Origin of the sequence: Pseudomonas solani (assembly GCF_026072635.1) — a bacterium.
GTDB classification, from domain to species: Bacteria; Pseudomonadota; Gammaproteobacteria; order Pseudomonadales; family Pseudomonadaceae; genus Metapseudomonas; species Metapseudomonas solani.
The window spans coordinates 3,603,788-3,619,274 of record NZ_AP023081.1 but is presented as its reverse complement, the minus strand read 5'-3'; the positions used below and the strand labels follow the sequence as shown (position 1 = coordinate 3,619,274).

The following is a 15,487-nucleotide window of genomic DNA, read 5'->3' as shown; positions in this document are numbered from 1 at the left end:
AACAGGAAGGTGCACCAGGTAACCCCGTGCACAACGGCAAGCCCGGGCACGCGCGCCCCAAAAGGGGCCGCCAAACCTCTATCCCGGGAGTTGCACCGAAATACCCTCTGTAATCGCCGGCTCGTGCCGGGCGAAACTGCAAGGACCGTACCGCTGAAGGCCGTTGCAGGAAGGAAACTGAAGCGGAGCGAGGCTCATCCGGCTTCCCTGTTGCGTGGAAGAACCGGGAGGAAAGAGCAGCGAAAGCGGATCGCCAGCCAATAAAAAGCCCCGCGTGCGCGGGGCTTTGACGTCTACGAGCAGCTTCTCAGCCTTGCGGCCCCATGCCCTGGGACAGGCCGAACATCAACAGCAGCAACTGCTTGTCCGGCATGACATCGGCCTTGTGGCGGGCGTTAGGCGGCAGGGGACAGTAGCCCAGGCCATTGACGCTGATGACCGACGGCGATGGCTCATGCCAGGCCGCCGCGGCGATGGAAGCGACGCCCAGAGCTCCGACGAGGAACAAAGCTCGCGTTATTTCTAACTTCATGATCGCAACCCCTTGATAGCGCTGCCAAACGCTGTGTCTTCACACTAGTTCAATAGTTCACAGTCCGCTTTTTCGAAGTGACGAATGGCATACCTGCGGTAATTCCCACCCGTCGCGGCTCTTGTCCTTAAGCAGCAGCGCACCTCTCAACCACCTGTTCGCCCTCGTGTGCGGCATCGCCGGCTTTCACAACCGTCAGTTGGCAGACGGGCGAGGCTAGCAGCGATTTATTGCAAATAAGTGTCATTTCATCGCTGGCGCCGACATTCCCGCCCAGCGGTCAGCGCCCTGCGCCTGCCCCTTGAGGTAACAGAACAGGCACGAGGTAACCCTTATGCCCACTCGTGGGGCCCGGATAGGACCACGGATAGGTCGCCAGGTTTCATGACATCCCCGGTGCAGACGCCTGCGTGCCCTCCCCCGGACATCGCCGGTGCTACCCCGGTGCAATGGGAGCCGAACACTGCAAGGTCCGTACCTTCGCCGCGCCTCACGACTGCACAGGGCCACCAGCTTCTGCCGGCAGGCGTCATGCTGCCGTGATGCCGATGTGAAAAAAGTGTCAGCCTGCAGGCGCGACCAGGTCGACGCGGAAGTGGCAGCCGCCGGAGACGGACGGCGTCAGGCTGACCACCCAGCCCTGGCTCTCGCAGATGCGCTTGACCAGCGACAGGCCCAGCCCGAGACCGTCGCCACGTTGCTCCAGGCCACGGACGAAGGGCAGGAACATCGCCTCGCGCTGCTCCTCGGGGATACCGACACCGCTGTCCTCGACGCTGAAACCGCGCGCGTCCAGGCGCATCTCGATATGCCCCGAGTCGGTGTAGTGCAAAGCGTTGCGCAGCAGGTTGCCTAGTACCGAACGCAGGAAGGCCGCGTTGTAGCGCGTATCGGCAGGGTTGCCGGGCAGGTAGTCGAAACGCAGTCCCTTGGCTTCGATGGGTTCGCGCCAGAGGGCGGCCAGCTCGTCCGCCAGGCTGCCGAGGCTGGATTGCGGCACCCCCTCGCCGCCCTCGCGCTGGGCGCGGGCGAGCATGAGGAAGGTCTGCACCAGGTCGCGCATTTCCTCGCTGGCCCGGCCGATGCGACGCACCTGTTGGCGCGAGCGTTCGTCGAGGCCGGTGTTTTCCATCAGCAGCTCGCAGGAGGTGGCGATCACCATCAACGGCGTGCGCAACTCGTGGCTGACGTCACTGGTGAACAGGCGCTCGCGGGTCAAGGCATCGCGCAGGCGGCCCAGGGTGTCGTCGAAGGCCTGGGCCAGTTGGCCCACTTCGTCCGAGGCGTAGTCAGGCGCCAGGGGCGGGGCCAGGCCCAGCAACTGGTCACGGTGACGGACCTGCCCGGCCAGGCGCACCACCGGTGCGATGACCTTGCGCGCCAGCAACCAGCCCAGTAGCGCCGAGAGCAGCACGCTGAGGATGAAGCCCACCAGCACCACGCCGTAGAGCGCCTGCTCACGGTCCTCGAAATCACTCTGGTCCTGCAGCAGCACGTAGCGGTGGCCGTCGATGTCCCGCACTAGCGCGTGGAACGAGAGCTGGCCTTCGAAGAGTTCGTGGAAGCCCGGCGCCAGCTTGGCGTATTCGGCGGGCAAGGCGTAGGGGCCGGTGCCCTCGCCGAAGTAGAAACGGGTGTCGCTGTCCAGGCTCGGCGCCCGGCCCTTGGCGAGGTTCTCGTAGAGGATGCGCTCCAGCTCGTTGTTCAGGTCGCGGGAGATCAGCTGTTCCTCGATCAGGTGCACCACTTCGATGATGCCCAGCGAGAAGGTTCCCCCCACCAGCGCCGTCATCAGGGTGAAGGCGATGACGATGCGCCGCGCGAGGCTCTGCCTAAACTCCATCGGCCGACTCCGCCAGGCGGTAGCCGAGGCCGTGCAGGGTGTGCAGCAGGGGTTTGCCGAAGGGCTTGTCGATCACCTGGCGCAGTTGGTGGATGTGGCTGCGCAGGCTGTCGCTGTCGGGGCAATCGTCACCCCAGAGCGCCTCTTCCAGGGCCTCGCGACGGACCAGGTGGGGGCTTTTCTGCATCAGCACGGCCAGCAGCTTGAGGCCGATAGGGTTGAGCTTGAGCGGCTTGCCGGCACGGCTGACTTCCAGGGTGTCGAGGTCGTAGCTCAGCTCACCCACCTGCAGGGCACGCTTGCCGCCGCCCCGGGAACGCCGCAGCACCGCTTCGATGCGCGCCGCCAGTTCGGACAGGGCGAAGGGCTTGACCAGGTAATCATCGGCGCCGGACTTGAAGCCTTGCAGGCGGTCGTCCAGCTCATCGCGCGCGGTGAGCATGATCACCGGCGTATCGCGCCGCGCCTCGTCGCGCAGCCGCCGGCACAGGGCGTAGCCGTCCAGCCCGGGCAGCATGATGTCGAGGACGATCAGGTCGAAGTGTTCGGTGGCGGCCAGGTGCAGCCCGGAAAGGCCATCCTGGGCGCAGTCGACGCTGTAGCCCTTGAGCTCCAGGTAGTCGGCCATGTTGGCCAGGATGTCGCGATTGTCTTCCACCAGCAAAATCCGCATCTGCAGCTCTCCCGCCTCATCGATTTTCCGGCCCTCTGGGGCCCTCAGGCGCCTTTGACAGTTTTTTCACCCGCGGTTCACGGAGCCACCACGGCGGCCACGGCAGATTACGCCCATTCCCTGGCCTGGCAATCCCCCGCCCCGTACTCCGGAGACACCGCATGCCCCCTTCCCTCCCCTCCCGCCCGCTCGCCTATGGCTGGGCGCTGGGCCTGCCCCTGGGGATCATCCTCGCGCTGCTGGTGATCGAGCCGACCCGGCTGGACTTCGCCCTGGCGGATCTGTTCTACCGGCCTGGAGAAGGCTTCATCGGTGCCCACAGCTTCTTCCTCGAGGACGTGATGCATGACCGCGCCAAGCAGGCGGTGATCGCGGTGGCGCTGCTGGCCCTGGCCGGGTTCGTCGCCAGTTGCCTGTATCGCCCCTGGTACGGCCTGCGCAGGCGCCTCGGCTACCTGGTCCTGGCGATGGGCCTGTCCACCGCGATCGTGACGCCGCTGAAGGCGCTGACCGCCGTGCACTGCCCCTGGGACCTGACCCGCTATGGCGGTGTGGAGACCTACACCCCGCTGCTGGCCGAACGCGCGCCCACCGCCAAACCCGGCCGTTGCTGGCCGGGCGGCCACGCCAGCAGCGGCTTCACCTTCTTCGCCCTGTACTTCCTCCTGCGCGACCGCAATCGTCGTCTCGCTCGCCTGGCCCTGGTGGGTGCCCTGGCCCTGGGCGGGCTGTTTTCCATTGGGCGGATGATGCAGGGCGCGCACTTTCTCTCCCACAACCTGTGGACGGCACTGCTGGACTGGCTGATCTGCCTGGGCTGCTACCGCTTCATGCTCTATGCGCCCGAGGTCGACGAGGCGCCACAGACGGCCACGGAATTGGCGCCTTGATGGCCGCCCGCAGTATTGGGCGGGCCCCGCCGGCGACGTTTCCACAGGCATAAAAAAGCCCCGCACAAGGCGGGGCTTCTTTCAGACCGGATGGACTGGGTGGCTTACATCATGCCGCCCATACCGCCCATGCCGCCCATGTCCGGCATGGCCGGAGCAGCTTTGTCTTCCGGCAGCTCGGCAACGATCGCCTCGGTGGTGATCATCAGGCCAGCGATGGAAGCAGCGGCTTGCAGCGCGGTACGGGTGACTTTGGCCGGGTCGATGATGCCGAACTCGATCATGTCGCCGTACTGGCCGGTGGCAGCGTCGTAGCCGTAGTTGCCCGAACCCTGCTTGACCTTGTCCAGAACCACGGAGGCTTCGTCACCGGCGTTGGTAACGATCTGGCGCAGCGGAGCTTCGACAGCGCGACGCAGGATGTTGATACCAGCGGTCTGCTCTTCGTTGGCACCGGTCAGGTCCTTGATGGCAGCCAGGGCACGAACCAGGGCCACACCACCGCCAGGAACCACGCCTTCTTCCACAGCAGCGCGGGTCGCGTGCAGGGCGTCTTCAACGCGGGCTTTCTTCTCTTTCATCTCGACTTCGGTGGCAGCGCCAACCTTGATCACGGCAACACCGCCAGCCAGCTTGGCCAGACGCTCTTGCAGTTTTTCCTTGTCGTAGTCGGAAGAGGTTTCTTCAACCTGCTTGCGGATCTGGGCAACACGCGCCTCGATGTCGGCCTGCTGACCGGCGCCATCGATGATGGTGGTGTTTTCTTTGCTCAGGACCACGCGCTTGGCGTTACCCAGGTGCTCCAGGGTGGCGCTTTCCAGGCTCAGGCCGACTTCTTCGGAGATGACGGTACCGCCGGTGAGGATGGCGATGTCCTGCAGCATGGCCTTGCGACGGTCGCCGAAGCCCGGAGCCTTGACGGCTGCGACCTTGACGATGCCACGCATGTTGTTGACGACCAGGGTAGCCAGGGCTTCGCCTTCGACGTCTTCAGCCACGATCAGCAGCGGACGGCCGGACTTGGCAACGGCTTCCAGAACCGGCAGCAGTTCGCGGATGTTGGAGATCTTCTTGTCGACAAGCAGCAGCAGCGGGCCGTCGAGCTCGGCCACCATGGTGTCCGGCTTGTTGATGAAGTAGGGGGACAGGTAGCCGCGGTCGAACTGCATGCCTTCTACGACGGACAGTTCGTTTTCCAGGCCCGAGCCTTCTTCAACGGTGATCACGCCTTCTTTACCAACCTTCTCCATGGCTTCGGCAATGATGTTGCCGATGGAGTCGTCGGAGTTGGCGGAGATGGTGCCGACCTGGGCGATGGCCTTGGTGTCGGTGCACGGCTTGGACAGGTTCTTCAGCTCGGCGACGATGGCGACGGTGGCCTTGTCGATGCCGCGCTTCAGGTCCATCGGGTTGAGGCCGGCCGCAACCGACTTCAGACCTTCGGTGACGATGGCTTGGGCCAGAACGGTAGCAGTGGTGGTGCCGTCACCGGCAGCATCGTTGGCCTTGGAGGCAACGTCTTTCACCAGCTGGGCGCCGATGTTTTCGATGCGGTCCTTGAGCTCGATTTCCTTGGCGACGGAAACGCCGTCCTTGGTGATCAGCGGGGCGCCGAAGCTGCGCTCCAGAACCACGTTACGGCCTTTCGGGCCGAGGGTGGCTTTAACGGCGTCAGCCAGGGTGTTCACGCCAACGAGCAGTTTTTTACGAGCGGCATCGCCGAATTTTACGTCTTTAGCAGCCATGTTCTTCTTCCTCGAATTCTAGGTGGGAAAGGGGGCGGTTCAGGCTTCGATGACAGCGAGGATTTCGTTCTCGCTCATGACCAGCAGTTCTTCACCGTCGACCTTGATGGCGTTGCTGCCGGAGTACGGGCCGAATACCACCTGGTCGCCCACTTTTACTGCCAGGGCACGGACTTCGCCGTTTTCCAGAACGCGACCGGTGCCGACGGCAACCACTTCACCGCGGTTCGGCTTCTCAGCGGCCGAGCCCGGCAGCACGATGCCACCAGCGGTCTTGGTTTCTTCTTCGCTGCGGCGGATTACGACGCGATCATTCAGGGGACGAAGCTTCATTGTGTAACTCTCCCAATTAGTGTTTTCCGGCGCCGGTACGGTTGACCGGCGGGTTAGCGAAATCCGGCGGAGCCGGCTGCGGGGTGCAAGGCACTCCGCTGAAGTCTGACCTTGCCCTTGAGGGCAAGGAACCTTGCGGTGACCAATACATAGGGGCGCCCAGGGGTATTTCAAGGGCGACCACCGAAATTTTTGCAGGAAGTTCCAGCGAGCCGACCGGAGGCTCAGCGGTCGCGGCGCTCGTACTCGCCCTCGATCACATTGGGGCGGGTCTGCCCGCTGCGGGCAGCGAGATCATCGGCGAAGGCACGCTGGCGCAGGGCCTGTTCCTGGGCACGCTTGAGCATGCGCCCGATCAGCAGGCGGCGGGTGAAGGGGATCAGGCAGAGCACGCCGAAGATGTCGCTGATGAAGCCCGGCAGCAGCAACAGGCCGCCGCCGACGGCGATCAGCAGGCCTTCGAGCATTTCCTGCTCGGGCATCTCGCCACGGGCGAGCTTCTCGCGGGCACGCCAGGCCGTGGCGACGCCGGCGACGCGCAACAGCACACTGCCGAGCACGCCGGTGCCGATGACCAGCAGCAGGGTCGGCAACACGCCGATGGCACTGCCGACCTGGATCAGCACGGCCAGTTCGATGATCGGGAACAGCAGGAAGAGGAACAGAAAGACACGCATCGAGGGATCCTTGACGGAAGAACGGCTTCCGATGGGAATCTAGATGAAGCCGCCCTCCCCCGAATTCAAGCCTCGGGTTCGGCGACGGACGGCCAGCTCTCCGCGCGTGCCAGCGCTACCAGGGCCTGACGGACCGAACCTGGGTTGTTACAGGATGTTGGGAAGGGCAGCCAGTGCACGTTCTGGCCGACGCGTAGGTGGAATCCTTCCGAGTCGATGCTGACCATGTCCGCCACCTCCCCCGGTAGCCCGCGCAGCGTCAGGTAATGGGCGATGGCCGACTGATGGTCGCTGTTCATGTGCTCGATCATGCTGCGCTCGGCTTCACCGGCGAAGGGGTTGGCCAGCACCACCTGGTCGATCCAGTGGATGGCACCGAAGCCGCCGATGAAACGCGCGCGCACTGGCTCCAGCACCCAGAAGTCGAAATCGTGGGTCTGGTGGTAGTCCCGGGACTGCGGGAAGAAGCGGTAGTAGCGCTCACTGGCCGCCGCGATCTCGGCCTCGTCTGTGATCTGGCGGGCTTCGGCGAGCAGGGTCAGGCGACCGACGGCCTGGATGTCATCGGCGCCGCGCTCCCCCACCAGCAAGGAGCATTTGGGGTCTTTCTGCAGGTTGTGGGTGTGCTGGGCAATACGGCTGATGAGGATCAGGGGGCGGCCGGCGGCGTCCAGGCAATAGGGTGCCACTGATCCGAAAGGGAAGCCCGGCATGGCCTTGGACAGGGTGGAGAGGACGCCGCGGTATTCCTTGAGCAGCAATTCTCGGGCATTCTTTGCGGCTTTCACGCTCACCTTTTGACTCCTTGCACAGAATCCGTCGAAAACGGACGGGCAGCCAGAATAGCGGTTCCAGGCTGCCAGCGGGGATACCGCCACTCATTTCGAATTCTTGGGGAAAAGCATGCAGCTCAAAGACAAGGTCATCATCATCACCGGCGGTTGCCAGGGCCTCGGCCGTGCCATGGGCGAGTACCTCGCCGGCAAGGGCGCCAAGCTGGCGCTGGTGGACCTGAACCAGGAAAAGCTGGACGACGCCGTGGCCGCCTGCAAGGCCGCCGGCGGTGACGCCCGCGCCTACCTGTGCAACGTGGCCAACGAAGAGCAGGTGACCCACATGGTCGGCCAGGTGGCCGAGGACTTCGGCGCCATCAACGGCCTGGTTAACAACGCCGGTATCCTCCGCGACGGCCTGACCATCAAGGTCAAGGACGGCGAGATGACCAAGATGAGCCTGGCCCAGTGGCAGGCGGTGATCGACGTCAACCTGACCGGCGTATTCCTCTGCACCCGCGAAGTGGCGGCGAAGATGATCGAGCTGAAGAACGAAGGCGCGATCATCAACATCTCCTCCATCTCCCGCGCCGGCAACATGGGCCAGGCCAACTACTCCGCCGCCAAGGCCGGCGTGGCTGCCGACACCGTGGTCTGGGCGAAGGAACTGGCGCGCTACGGCATCCGCGTGGCGGGCGTGGCCCCCGGCTTCATCGAGACCGACATGGTCGCCAGCATGAAGCCCGAAGCCCTGGAGAAGATGACCTCCGGCATTCCGCTGAAGCGCCTGGGCAAGCCCCAGGAGATCGCCCACTCGGTGGCCTACATCCTGGAAAACGACTACTACACCGGTCGCGTTCTGGAGCTGGACGGCGGCCTGCGCCTGTAAGGGCTCCGCTGCAATGAAAAAGCCCCGCTGATGCGGGGCTTTTTCTTGTCGGTTCGTTCACAGCCTGCCGCCCGGGCTTCAGCCCGGGACAGCCGGCGGGGTACTTACCAGCCCACACCGAAGCCGACGGTGTAGCGGGTCTCGTCGATCTCGCCTTCGGCGCCCTGGACCATGTCCTTCTCAGCCTTGAGATTGAGCGAGGCCCAGTCGGTGACCTTGTAGCGCAGGCCCACCTCGGCATCCAGGGAGTAGTCGGCAGCGTTGCCCAGGGGGCGGCCCACTTCGCCGACGGTGAAGAACTCGACGGTCTTGCCCACCAGGTAGCGGTTGTAGTCCCACTTCATGCTGAGCGCATAGAAGTTGTCCTTCTCGCCGTTGGAGTATTCGTAGTCGGTGCGGTTGACCAGGGAGGCCAGGGAGAAGGCGCCCAGCTCGTCGTCCCAGAACTGGTAACCGGGGCCGGTACCGAGGGTGCGCTGGCGCTCCAGCTCTTCGATCTTGTCGCGCTTGTATTCGGCGCGGCCCTGCCAGAAGAATTTGTCGGTGATAAAGCGGTCCAGGGCGTATTCCAGCTCCCAGTTCTCGGTGGTTTTCACGTCGTCCTGGAATTCACGGTTGTATTCGCCGGTGGCGTTGTGGCGCCAGCGGCCGTGACGGGCCTTGGTCTTGAAGTCGACATCGTAGTCGTCGGTATCTTTCTCGGCGCGCTTGTAGTCCAGGGCCAGGTCGACGTTGCCGGACCAGGTCAGGTCCTCGACGAAGGGCTTGGGCTTCATGATCTGCTCGATGCTGGCCAGCTCGACGGTCTTCGGTGCCTCGCCGTTGGCCAGGATCACCTTGCCGGGCTCGGCCGGGCGCAGGGTCTTGGCGCGCTCGCCGGTGACGTCGTCCTGCTTGATCATCAGCTCCTGGTCACTTTCCAGGGTGGCGATCTTTTTCCAGTCCAGCGGGATGGAGCCGCCGTATTCGGTTTCCAGCATCAGTTTGCCGCCGTCGAAGACCTTGATCTTGCCGGACAGGCGATCGCCGTTCTTCATCCACACGGTATCGGCGAGCGAGGGGGTCGAAGCAGCCGCAATGGCTAGGCACAGCAGGGTTCTGGACAACATAGGCGGATACACGGGCTCAAGTTCGCGAAAAACCGGGCATTATCCGCAAGCCCGGCGACTGAGCAAGGACTGACCGACGGACAAGCCTCAAGTTCCGCAAAAACGGACCAGCGTGCCCCTTGCCGTAGAGCGGTTGTCGCCCCGGGGCCGCCATCCTATTCTGGCAACCACCCCTGCAATCGGACCCCGTTCCGCCATGGCGACCCGCAAGCCCCGCGCCACCGCGAATCCCCTGGATGACCTGCCGACGGCCAGCCCCGAGATGCGCCGCGAGGCGCTGTACCTGACCCTCGCCCAGGTGCCGCCAGGCAAGGTGGTGAGCTACGGCCAGCTCGGCGAAATGGCCGGCCTGGGCCGTGCCGCACGCTGGGTGGGGCGCACCCTGAGCCAGTTGCCTGACGACACGCGCCTGCCCTGGCACCGGGTGATCGCCGCCGGCGGCCGCCTCAGCCTGCTCGCCGGCAGCCCTTCCGGCGATGAGCAACGGGCACGTTTACGGGCGGAGGGTGTCTTCATCCACAACGAACGGGTGGATATGCGTCGGCACGGCTGGCTTCCCATGCCACCCAAGGGTTAGAGTGCGCGCTTTGTCGCGGTTCCATCGCGTGCTCGTCGTCATGGACCGCCCCGTGATTTCTGGATTACACGCCTGATGTCCCACCGTACCTGGCGCGCCGCCCTGGCCGCCTACGCCAGCCCGGCCACCCTTGCGCTGCTGCTGCTGGGCTTTGCTGCCGGCCTGCCGTACATGCTGGTGTTCTCCACCCTTTCCGTCTGGTTGCGCGAGGCCGGGGTGTCTCGCGAGGCCATCGGTTTCGCCAGCCTCATCGGCCTGGCCTATGCCTTCAAGTGGATCTGGTCACCGCTGCTCGACCAGTGGCGCCTGCCGCTGCTCGGCCGCCTGGGCCGTCGCCGCTCCTGGCTGGTGCTGTCCCAGGGCCTGGTCGCCCTCGGCCTGGTGGGCATGGCGCTGTGCGACCCGCAGCAACACCTGACCTGGCTGATCGCCGTGGCCGTCATCGTGGCCTTCGCCTCCGCCACGCAAGATATCGCCGTCGACGCCTACCGCTTGGAAATCGCCGACGACAGCCGCCAGGCCGCCCTCGCGGCGAGCTACATGCTCGGCTACCGGGTTTCTGCGCTATTGGCCACTGCCGGCGCGCTGTATTTCGCCGAGTGGTTCGGTTCCACCACCCTGACCTACGAATACGGCGCCTGGGCCGGCACCTACCTGCTGTTCGCCCTGCTGATGCTGCCCGGGCTGATCACCAGTCTGTGGATGCGCGAGCCGCACATCGATGTGCAGGTGCAGACCCACACCTCGCGCTTCAAGCTCAAGGACCAGCTGGCCTCGGTGCTGATCCTGCTGGTGATGCTGATTTCCCTGCCGGCGATGATCACCGGCATGCTCGACCGCGCCTGGCCGCGCGCGCTGCTCTACTTCCTGTTCCTGGTGGCCTGCCTGTCGCCCTGGGGCCGCCGCCAGATCGCCCCGGTGCGCGAGCTGCTCAGTCAGCAGCGCCGCCAGTTGCTGGTGGCCGCGCGGGGCCGGGTGATCCCCAACTTCGACTTCGTCCACCAGGCCGTCTCGATGATCGTGCTGATCGTGATCCTGGTGACCACGGCCGCCGCCATCAAGGCCTATGCCTCCGGCGCCTGGCCCCGGGGCACCCTGTTCGTGCTGATCGCCATGGCCTGCTTCTCGGCACCCGGGCGCCTGCTGATGGCGCCGGTGGTGACCCCCATCAGCGAGTTCGTCCAGCGCTACCGCTGGCAGGCCCTGCTGCTGCTCGGGCTGATCGCCACCTATCGCATGTCCGACACGGTGATGGGGGTGATGGCCAACGTCTTCTACATCGACCAGGGCTTCACCAAGGAACAGATCGCCAGCGTCAGCAAGCTCTTCGGCCTGGTCATGACCCTGCTCGGCGCCGGCGCCGGCGGCCTGCTCATCGTGCGCTTCGGCATCCTGCCGATCCTGTTCATCGGCGGCGCGGCCTCGGCGGCGACCAACCTGATGTTCGTGGTGCTCAGCGACATGGGCCCGCACCTGGACATGCTGATCCTCACCATCTCCTGCGATAACTTCAGCGCGGGGCTGGCCACCTCGGCCTTCGTGGCGTACCTGTCGAGCCTGACCAACCTGAAGTTCTCGGCGACCCAGTACGCCCTGCTCAGCTCCATCATGCTGCTGCTGCCACGGCTGATCGGCGGTTACTCGGGCGTGATGGTCGACAGCCTCGGCTACCACCAGTTCTTTCAGCTCACCGCGCTGCTCGGCGTGCCGACCCTGGTGCTGATCCTGGTGCAATGGAGCCGCCAGCGCAGGCAGCACAATGGCGCCAGCGCAGCCCCGGAAGACCCCTCCCCCCAACCGCCGCGCAGCCGCCCCAGGCGCAGGGCAGTTCGGAACACCCATGAAAAAGGCCGGCGATCGCCGGCCTTTTCCGTTGCAGCAGGACCTCAGGCGGTCGTGGGCACCACCTGCACCATGCGCGGGGGCTGGGCGAGCTGTACGCCGGCCTCCTGCAGCTTGTCGCGCACCGACTCGTTGAGCATGAAGATTACGCCCCAGTAGTCGGCGTTGGACGTCCACATGCGCAGCGAAAGGTTGATCGAGGTATCCCCCAGTGCGGAGACCACCACCACCGGTGCCGGGTCCTTTTGCACTCGCGGGTCCTCGGCCAGCTTGAGCAGCACCTCGCGGGCCTTGGCCAGGTCGCTGGCGTAGTCGACCTTGACGTCGTAGAGCACCTGCCGGGTGGGCTGGTTCGAGTAGTTGGTGATGATGCCGTTGGACAGCGCGCCGTTGGGCACGATGACCGTCTTGTTGTCCCCGGTGCGCAGCACGGTGTGGAAGATCTGGATGTGGTCCACCGAGCCCATCACGCCCTGGGCCTCGATGAAATCACCGGCCTTGAACGGGCGGAACAGGAGGATCAGCACGCCGCCGGCGAAGTTCGCCAGGCTGCCCTGGAGCGCCAGGCCGATGGCCAGGCCGGCCGCACCGATGGCGGCGATGAAGGAAGTGGTTTCGATGCCGATCATCGAGGCCACACTGACCAGCAGCAGCACCTTGAGGATCATGTTGGCGAGGCTGCCGATGAAGCTGTGCAGGGTCCGGTCCACCCGGCGCAGCGCCAGCAGGTTGCTGACGCGATCGGTCACGCGGTTGATCAGCCACCAGCCGATCAGCAGGGTGAACAGCGCCAGGGTGAGCTTGCCGCTGTATTCGAGGATGATCGGCAGCCACCCCTCCGATCGGCGGATCAATTCGTCGACGGTTATATCCACACGCACTCTCCTTTCTTGCCTTCACTGAAACGAAACCGCCATGGACGAAGCCATGGCGGTAAAGTCGCTGACCTTGCATTTTGCGACGCAGGTTAGCGGCGAAGGTTCAAAAAAGCAGTGTCAGTCGCGGAAGTTGGTGTACTGCAGCGGGAAGTCCAGGGGCTCGGCACGCAGCACCGCAATGGCTTCCTGCAGGTCGTCGCGCTTCTTGCCGGTGACACGCACCTGCTCGCCCTGGATCGCGGCCTGGACCTTGAGCTTGCGCTCCTTGATCAGCGCGACGATCTTCTTCGCCAGCTCCTTCTCGATGCCTTCGCGGAAGGTCACTTCCTGCTTGACCACCTTGCCGGACGCGAAGTGATCCTTGATCTCCATGCAGTGGATATCGATCTTGCGCTTGATCAGGTTGCTGCGCAGGATGTCGAGCATCTGCTCGAGCATGAAGTCGGCTTCGGCGGTCAGGGTGACGGCTTTGTCCTTGCTCTCGAAGCTGCACTTGCCGCGCAGGTCGAAGCGGCGATCCAGTTCCTTGATCGCGTTGTCCACCGCGTTGGTGAGCTCGTGTTTGTCCAGCTCGGACACCACGTCGAACGATGGCATGGGATTCCTCCAGATAGACGGCGCGACACACATCACGTAAGGAAGGCGCCTGGCTTGACGGTAAAAAAAGCGGGCCCATTATAACTGAGCAATGGGTACCTATTTTTGCAGGATTGCATGGCAGCGACGCATTCAGCTCTAACAGGCGGACGCAAAACCTGCTGAAATAGGCACTGATAGCACCAAGCCAGTATCGCCAACCTTCGCCACTTCCTTGTGAGCCTGCCATGCCCAACCCTCATCTCAGCATCCTGGTGGTGGACGACGCCAAGTTCTCCAGCGCCATGATCGGTCGTGCCCTGACCCAGGCCGGTTATCAGGATGTCCGCTTCGCCAGTAGCGCAACGGAAGCCTTGCGCCTGCTCGAGGAGCGCCCCGCCAATGTATTGCTGGCGGACTGGCTGATGCCCGAGATCGACGGCCTCGAACTGACCGCACGGGTGCGCCAGCTGGACGAGATGATCGACCACTACACCTACATCATCCTGCTCACCGGCAAGGAAGGTGAAAACGTGCTGGGCGAAGCCTTCGACCGCGGTGTCGACGACTTCATCAGCAAGGCGGCCATGAACGAACAGCTGGTGCCTCGCGTCTACGCGGCGGACCGCCTGTGCAACACCCTGCAGCGCCTGCTCCACGAAAACCGGTTGATGACCCAGAACATCGCCAGCCTGGAGCAACGCAACCTGGTGGACTCGCTGACTGGCCTCGGCAACCCGCGCTACCTGCGCCAGAAGCTTTCCGACAGCCTGCGCCAGGTCGAGTCCCGCGGTGGCGCCCTGTGCTACCTGCTGATCGGCCTGCATGACGCCCCAGCACTGCGCGTGCAGTACGGCAGCGAGTTCTACAACGAACTGCTCCACGGCGTCGCCCGCCGCCTGCAGCAGTTGGTGCGCCCGCTGGACGTGCTGACCCGCCTGGACGACAACCACTTCGGCCTGATCACCCTGCTCGAAGACCTCCACGAGTGCTCCCCCAGCAGCTTCAAGCGCCTGCATGAAGGCCTCAACCTCAAGGCCTTCAAGACCAGCGAAGGCTTCATCACCCTCAAGGCCGGCATCAGCCTGGTGGGGATGGATGGCAAGGCCCTGCCGGTGGATGTCGAGATCCTGATCGACCAAGCCGCCAAGCTGCTGCCCGAGTCCTACGCCAGCGGCCGCGTGAGCGCGATACGCCTGCCCCTGCCATGACCTGGCACGTCCTCGGCATCGGCAGCCTCGGCAGCCTGTGGGCCATGCGTCTGGCCCGTGCCGGCCTGCCGGTGCACCTGTTGCTGCGTGACCCGCAACGCCTGGCGGCCTACCACCAGGCTGGCGGCCTGACCCTGGTGGAACAGGGCCAGGCGCAACGCCTCGAACTGCCCGCCGAAACCCTCGATGCCCCGACGCCCATCCAGCGCCTGCTGGTGGCCTGCAAGGCCTACGACGCCGAAGCGGCGGTCGCAGCGCTCCTGCCACGCCTGGCGCCCGGTGCCGAACTGGTGCTGCTGCAGAACGGCCTCGGCAGCCAGGACGCCGTCGCCGCCCGCGCGCCTCAGGCCCGCTGCATTCTGGCCTCTAGCACCGAGGGCGCTTTCCGTGATGGCGACTTCCGCGTGGTCTTCGCCGGCCACGGCTTCACCTGGCTGGGCGACCCGCACGCCACCGCAGCCCCCTCCTGGCTCGATGAGCTGGAACGCGCCGGCATCCCCCACGGCTGGACGCCGGACATTCTGTCGCGGCTATGGCGCAAGCTCGCGCTCAATTGCGCGATCAACCCGCTGACCGTGCTCAACGACTGCCGCAATGGTGGCCTCGTCGAGCACCCGGCCCAGGTGCAGCAACTGTGCGCCGAACTGGCCGAGCTGCTGCAGCTGTGTGGCCAGCCGGCCGCCGCCGAAGGCCTTCATGACGAAGTGGGTCGGGTGATCCAGGCTACTGCCGCCAACTACTCCTCCATGTACCAGGACGTGGCGGCCAAACGCCGCACCGAGATCGGCTACCTGCTCGGCTACGCCTGCGCCGCGGCCGAGCGCCATCGCCTGGTACTGCCCCACCTGCAGGCCCTGCTCAGGCGCTTGCAGGGGCACCTGGCCGAGCGCGGATTGCCGCTGGACTGACCCCGCGCTACCCTGCCGACAGCCCAACCGC

The 15,487-nt window shown here is 64.9% G+C and carries 14 protein-coding genes and 2 pseudogenes; 6 read left to right on the top strand and 10 right to left on the bottom strand.

Features of this window, described 5'->3' with window-relative positions; translation table 11 throughout:
• Nucleotides 1-307: 307 nt before the first annotated feature.
• The 3 genes from PSm6_RS16475 to PSm6_RS16465 form a co-directional block, all read right to left on the bottom strand.
• Nucleotides 308-532 (bottom strand): hypothetical protein, encoded by a 225-nt coding sequence (locus PSm6_RS16475; RefSeq protein ID WP_043241251.1) that lies wholly within the window; start codon nt 530-532, stop codon nt 308-310.
• A 562-nt stretch (nt 533-1,094) separates the two neighbouring features.
• Nucleotides 1,095-2,375 carry a sensor histidine kinase gene (locus PSm6_RS16470; protein ID WP_021222425.1) on the bottom strand — a complete coding sequence of 427 codons (1,281 nt, stop codon included), beginning with the start codon at nt 2,373-2,375 and terminating at the stop codon, nt 1,095-1,097.
• Complete coding sequence (locus PSm6_RS16465) at nt 2,365-3,048, bottom strand: response regulator transcription factor (RefSeq protein ID WP_043241257.1); 684 nt, start codon at nt 3,046-3,048, stop codon at nt 2,365-2,367. The genes PSm6_RS16470 and PSm6_RS16465 overlap by 11 nt, the downstream gene beginning before the upstream one ends.
• Before the next feature lie 161 nt (nt 3,049-3,209).
• Between PSm6_RS16465 and PSm6_RS16460 the strand changes: the two genes are divergently transcribed.
• Nucleotides 3,210-3,938: a phosphatase PAP2 family protein gene (locus PSm6_RS16460; RefSeq protein ID WP_021222427.1), complete on the top strand. Its 729-nt coding sequence runs from the start codon at nt 3,210-3,212 to the stop codon at nt 3,936-3,938.
• A 104-nt stretch (nt 3,939-4,042) separates the two neighbouring features.
• Here PSm6_RS16460 and groL read toward each other — a convergent pair whose 3' ends face one another.
• The 4 genes from groL to PSm6_RS16440 all read right to left on the bottom strand — a co-directional run bounded on the left by groL (nt 4,043) and on the right by PSm6_RS16440 (nt 7,487).
• Entirely contained in the window at nt 4,043-5,683 is a 1,641-nt protein-coding gene (groL, locus tag PSm6_RS16455; RefSeq protein ID WP_043241261.1) for a chaperonin GroEL, read from the bottom strand.
• A gap of 39 nt (nt 5,684-5,722) precedes the next feature.
• Nucleotides 5,723-6,016, bottom strand: a complete 294-nt coding sequence (locus PSm6_RS16450) for a co-chaperone GroES (protein ID WP_021217406.1) — start codon at nt 6,014-6,016, stop codon at nt 5,723-5,725.
• Nucleotides 6,017-6,240: 224 nt separating this feature from the next.
• On the bottom strand, nt 6,241-6,693 hold the full coding sequence (locus tag PSm6_RS16445) for an FxsA family protein (RefSeq protein WP_263400501.1): 453 nt from the start codon (nt 6,691-6,693) through the stop codon (nt 6,241-6,243).
• Between the two features lie 65 nt (nt 6,694-6,758).
• On the bottom strand, nt 6,759-7,487 hold the full coding sequence (locus PSm6_RS16440) for a HugZ family pyridoxamine 5'-phosphate oxidase (RefSeq protein ID WP_265167773.1): 729 nt from the start codon (nt 7,485-7,487) through the stop codon (nt 6,759-6,761).
• Between the two features lie 109 nt (nt 7,488-7,596).
• Here PSm6_RS16440 and PSm6_RS16435 point away from each other — a divergent pair, with 109 nt between their 5' ends.
• A complete protein-coding gene (locus tag PSm6_RS16435) occupies nt 7,597-8,355 on the top strand; it encodes an SDR family oxidoreductase (RefSeq protein ID WP_265167772.1) in 759 nt (252 codons plus the stop codon).
• A 104-nt stretch (nt 8,356-8,459) separates the two neighbouring features.
• On the opposite strand, the gene PSm6_RS16430 is transcribed toward PSm6_RS16435, so the two are convergent.
• Complete coding sequence (locus PSm6_RS16430) at nt 8,460-9,464, bottom strand: DUF481 domain-containing protein (protein WP_265167771.1); 1,005 nt, start codon at nt 9,462-9,464, stop codon at nt 8,460-8,462.
• Between the two features lie 196 nt (nt 9,465-9,660).
• Between PSm6_RS16430 and PSm6_RS16425 the strand changes: the two genes are divergently transcribed.
• Together PSm6_RS16425 and PSm6_RS16420 are read left to right on the top strand one after the other, a co-directional pair.
• Nucleotides 9,661-10,041 carry an MGMT family protein gene (locus PSm6_RS16425; RefSeq protein ID WP_021217411.1) on the top strand — a complete coding sequence of 127 codons (381 nt, stop codon included), beginning with the start codon at nt 9,661-9,663 and terminating at the stop codon, nt 10,039-10,041.
• A 75-nt stretch (nt 10,042-10,116) separates the two neighbouring features.
• Nucleotides 10,117-11,841: pseudogene (locus tag PSm6_RS16420) on the top strand (AmpG family muropeptide MFS transporter); the annotation flags it as partial.
• An 86-nt stretch (nt 11,842-11,927) separates the two neighbouring features.
• Here PSm6_RS16420 and PSm6_RS16415 read toward each other — a convergent pair.
• Complete coding sequence (locus PSm6_RS16415) at nt 11,928-12,764, bottom strand: mechanosensitive ion channel family protein (protein ID WP_263400504.1); 837 nt, start codon at nt 12,762-12,764, stop codon at nt 11,928-11,930.
• Nucleotides 12,765-12,878: 114 nt separating this feature from the next.
• Entirely contained in the window at nt 12,879-13,358 is a 480-nt protein-coding gene (locus PSm6_RS16410; RefSeq protein WP_021217414.1) for a YajQ family cyclic di-GMP-binding protein, read from the bottom strand.
• 218 nt (nt 13,359-13,576) lie between these two features.
• On the opposite strand from PSm6_RS16410, the pseudogene PSm6_RS16405 reads away from it, so the two are divergent.
• Nucleotides 13,577-14,548 (top strand): annotated as a pseudogene (locus PSm6_RS16405) (GGDEF domain-containing response regulator); the annotation flags it as partial.
• A complete protein-coding gene (locus PSm6_RS16400) occupies nt 14,545-15,456 on the top strand; it encodes a putative 2-dehydropantoate 2-reductase (RefSeq protein WP_021217416.1) in 912 nt (303 codons plus the stop codon). The pseudogene PSm6_RS16405 and the gene PSm6_RS16400, both read left to right, overlap by 4 nt.
• The last annotated feature ends 31 nt before the right edge of the window (nt 15,457-15,487 follow it).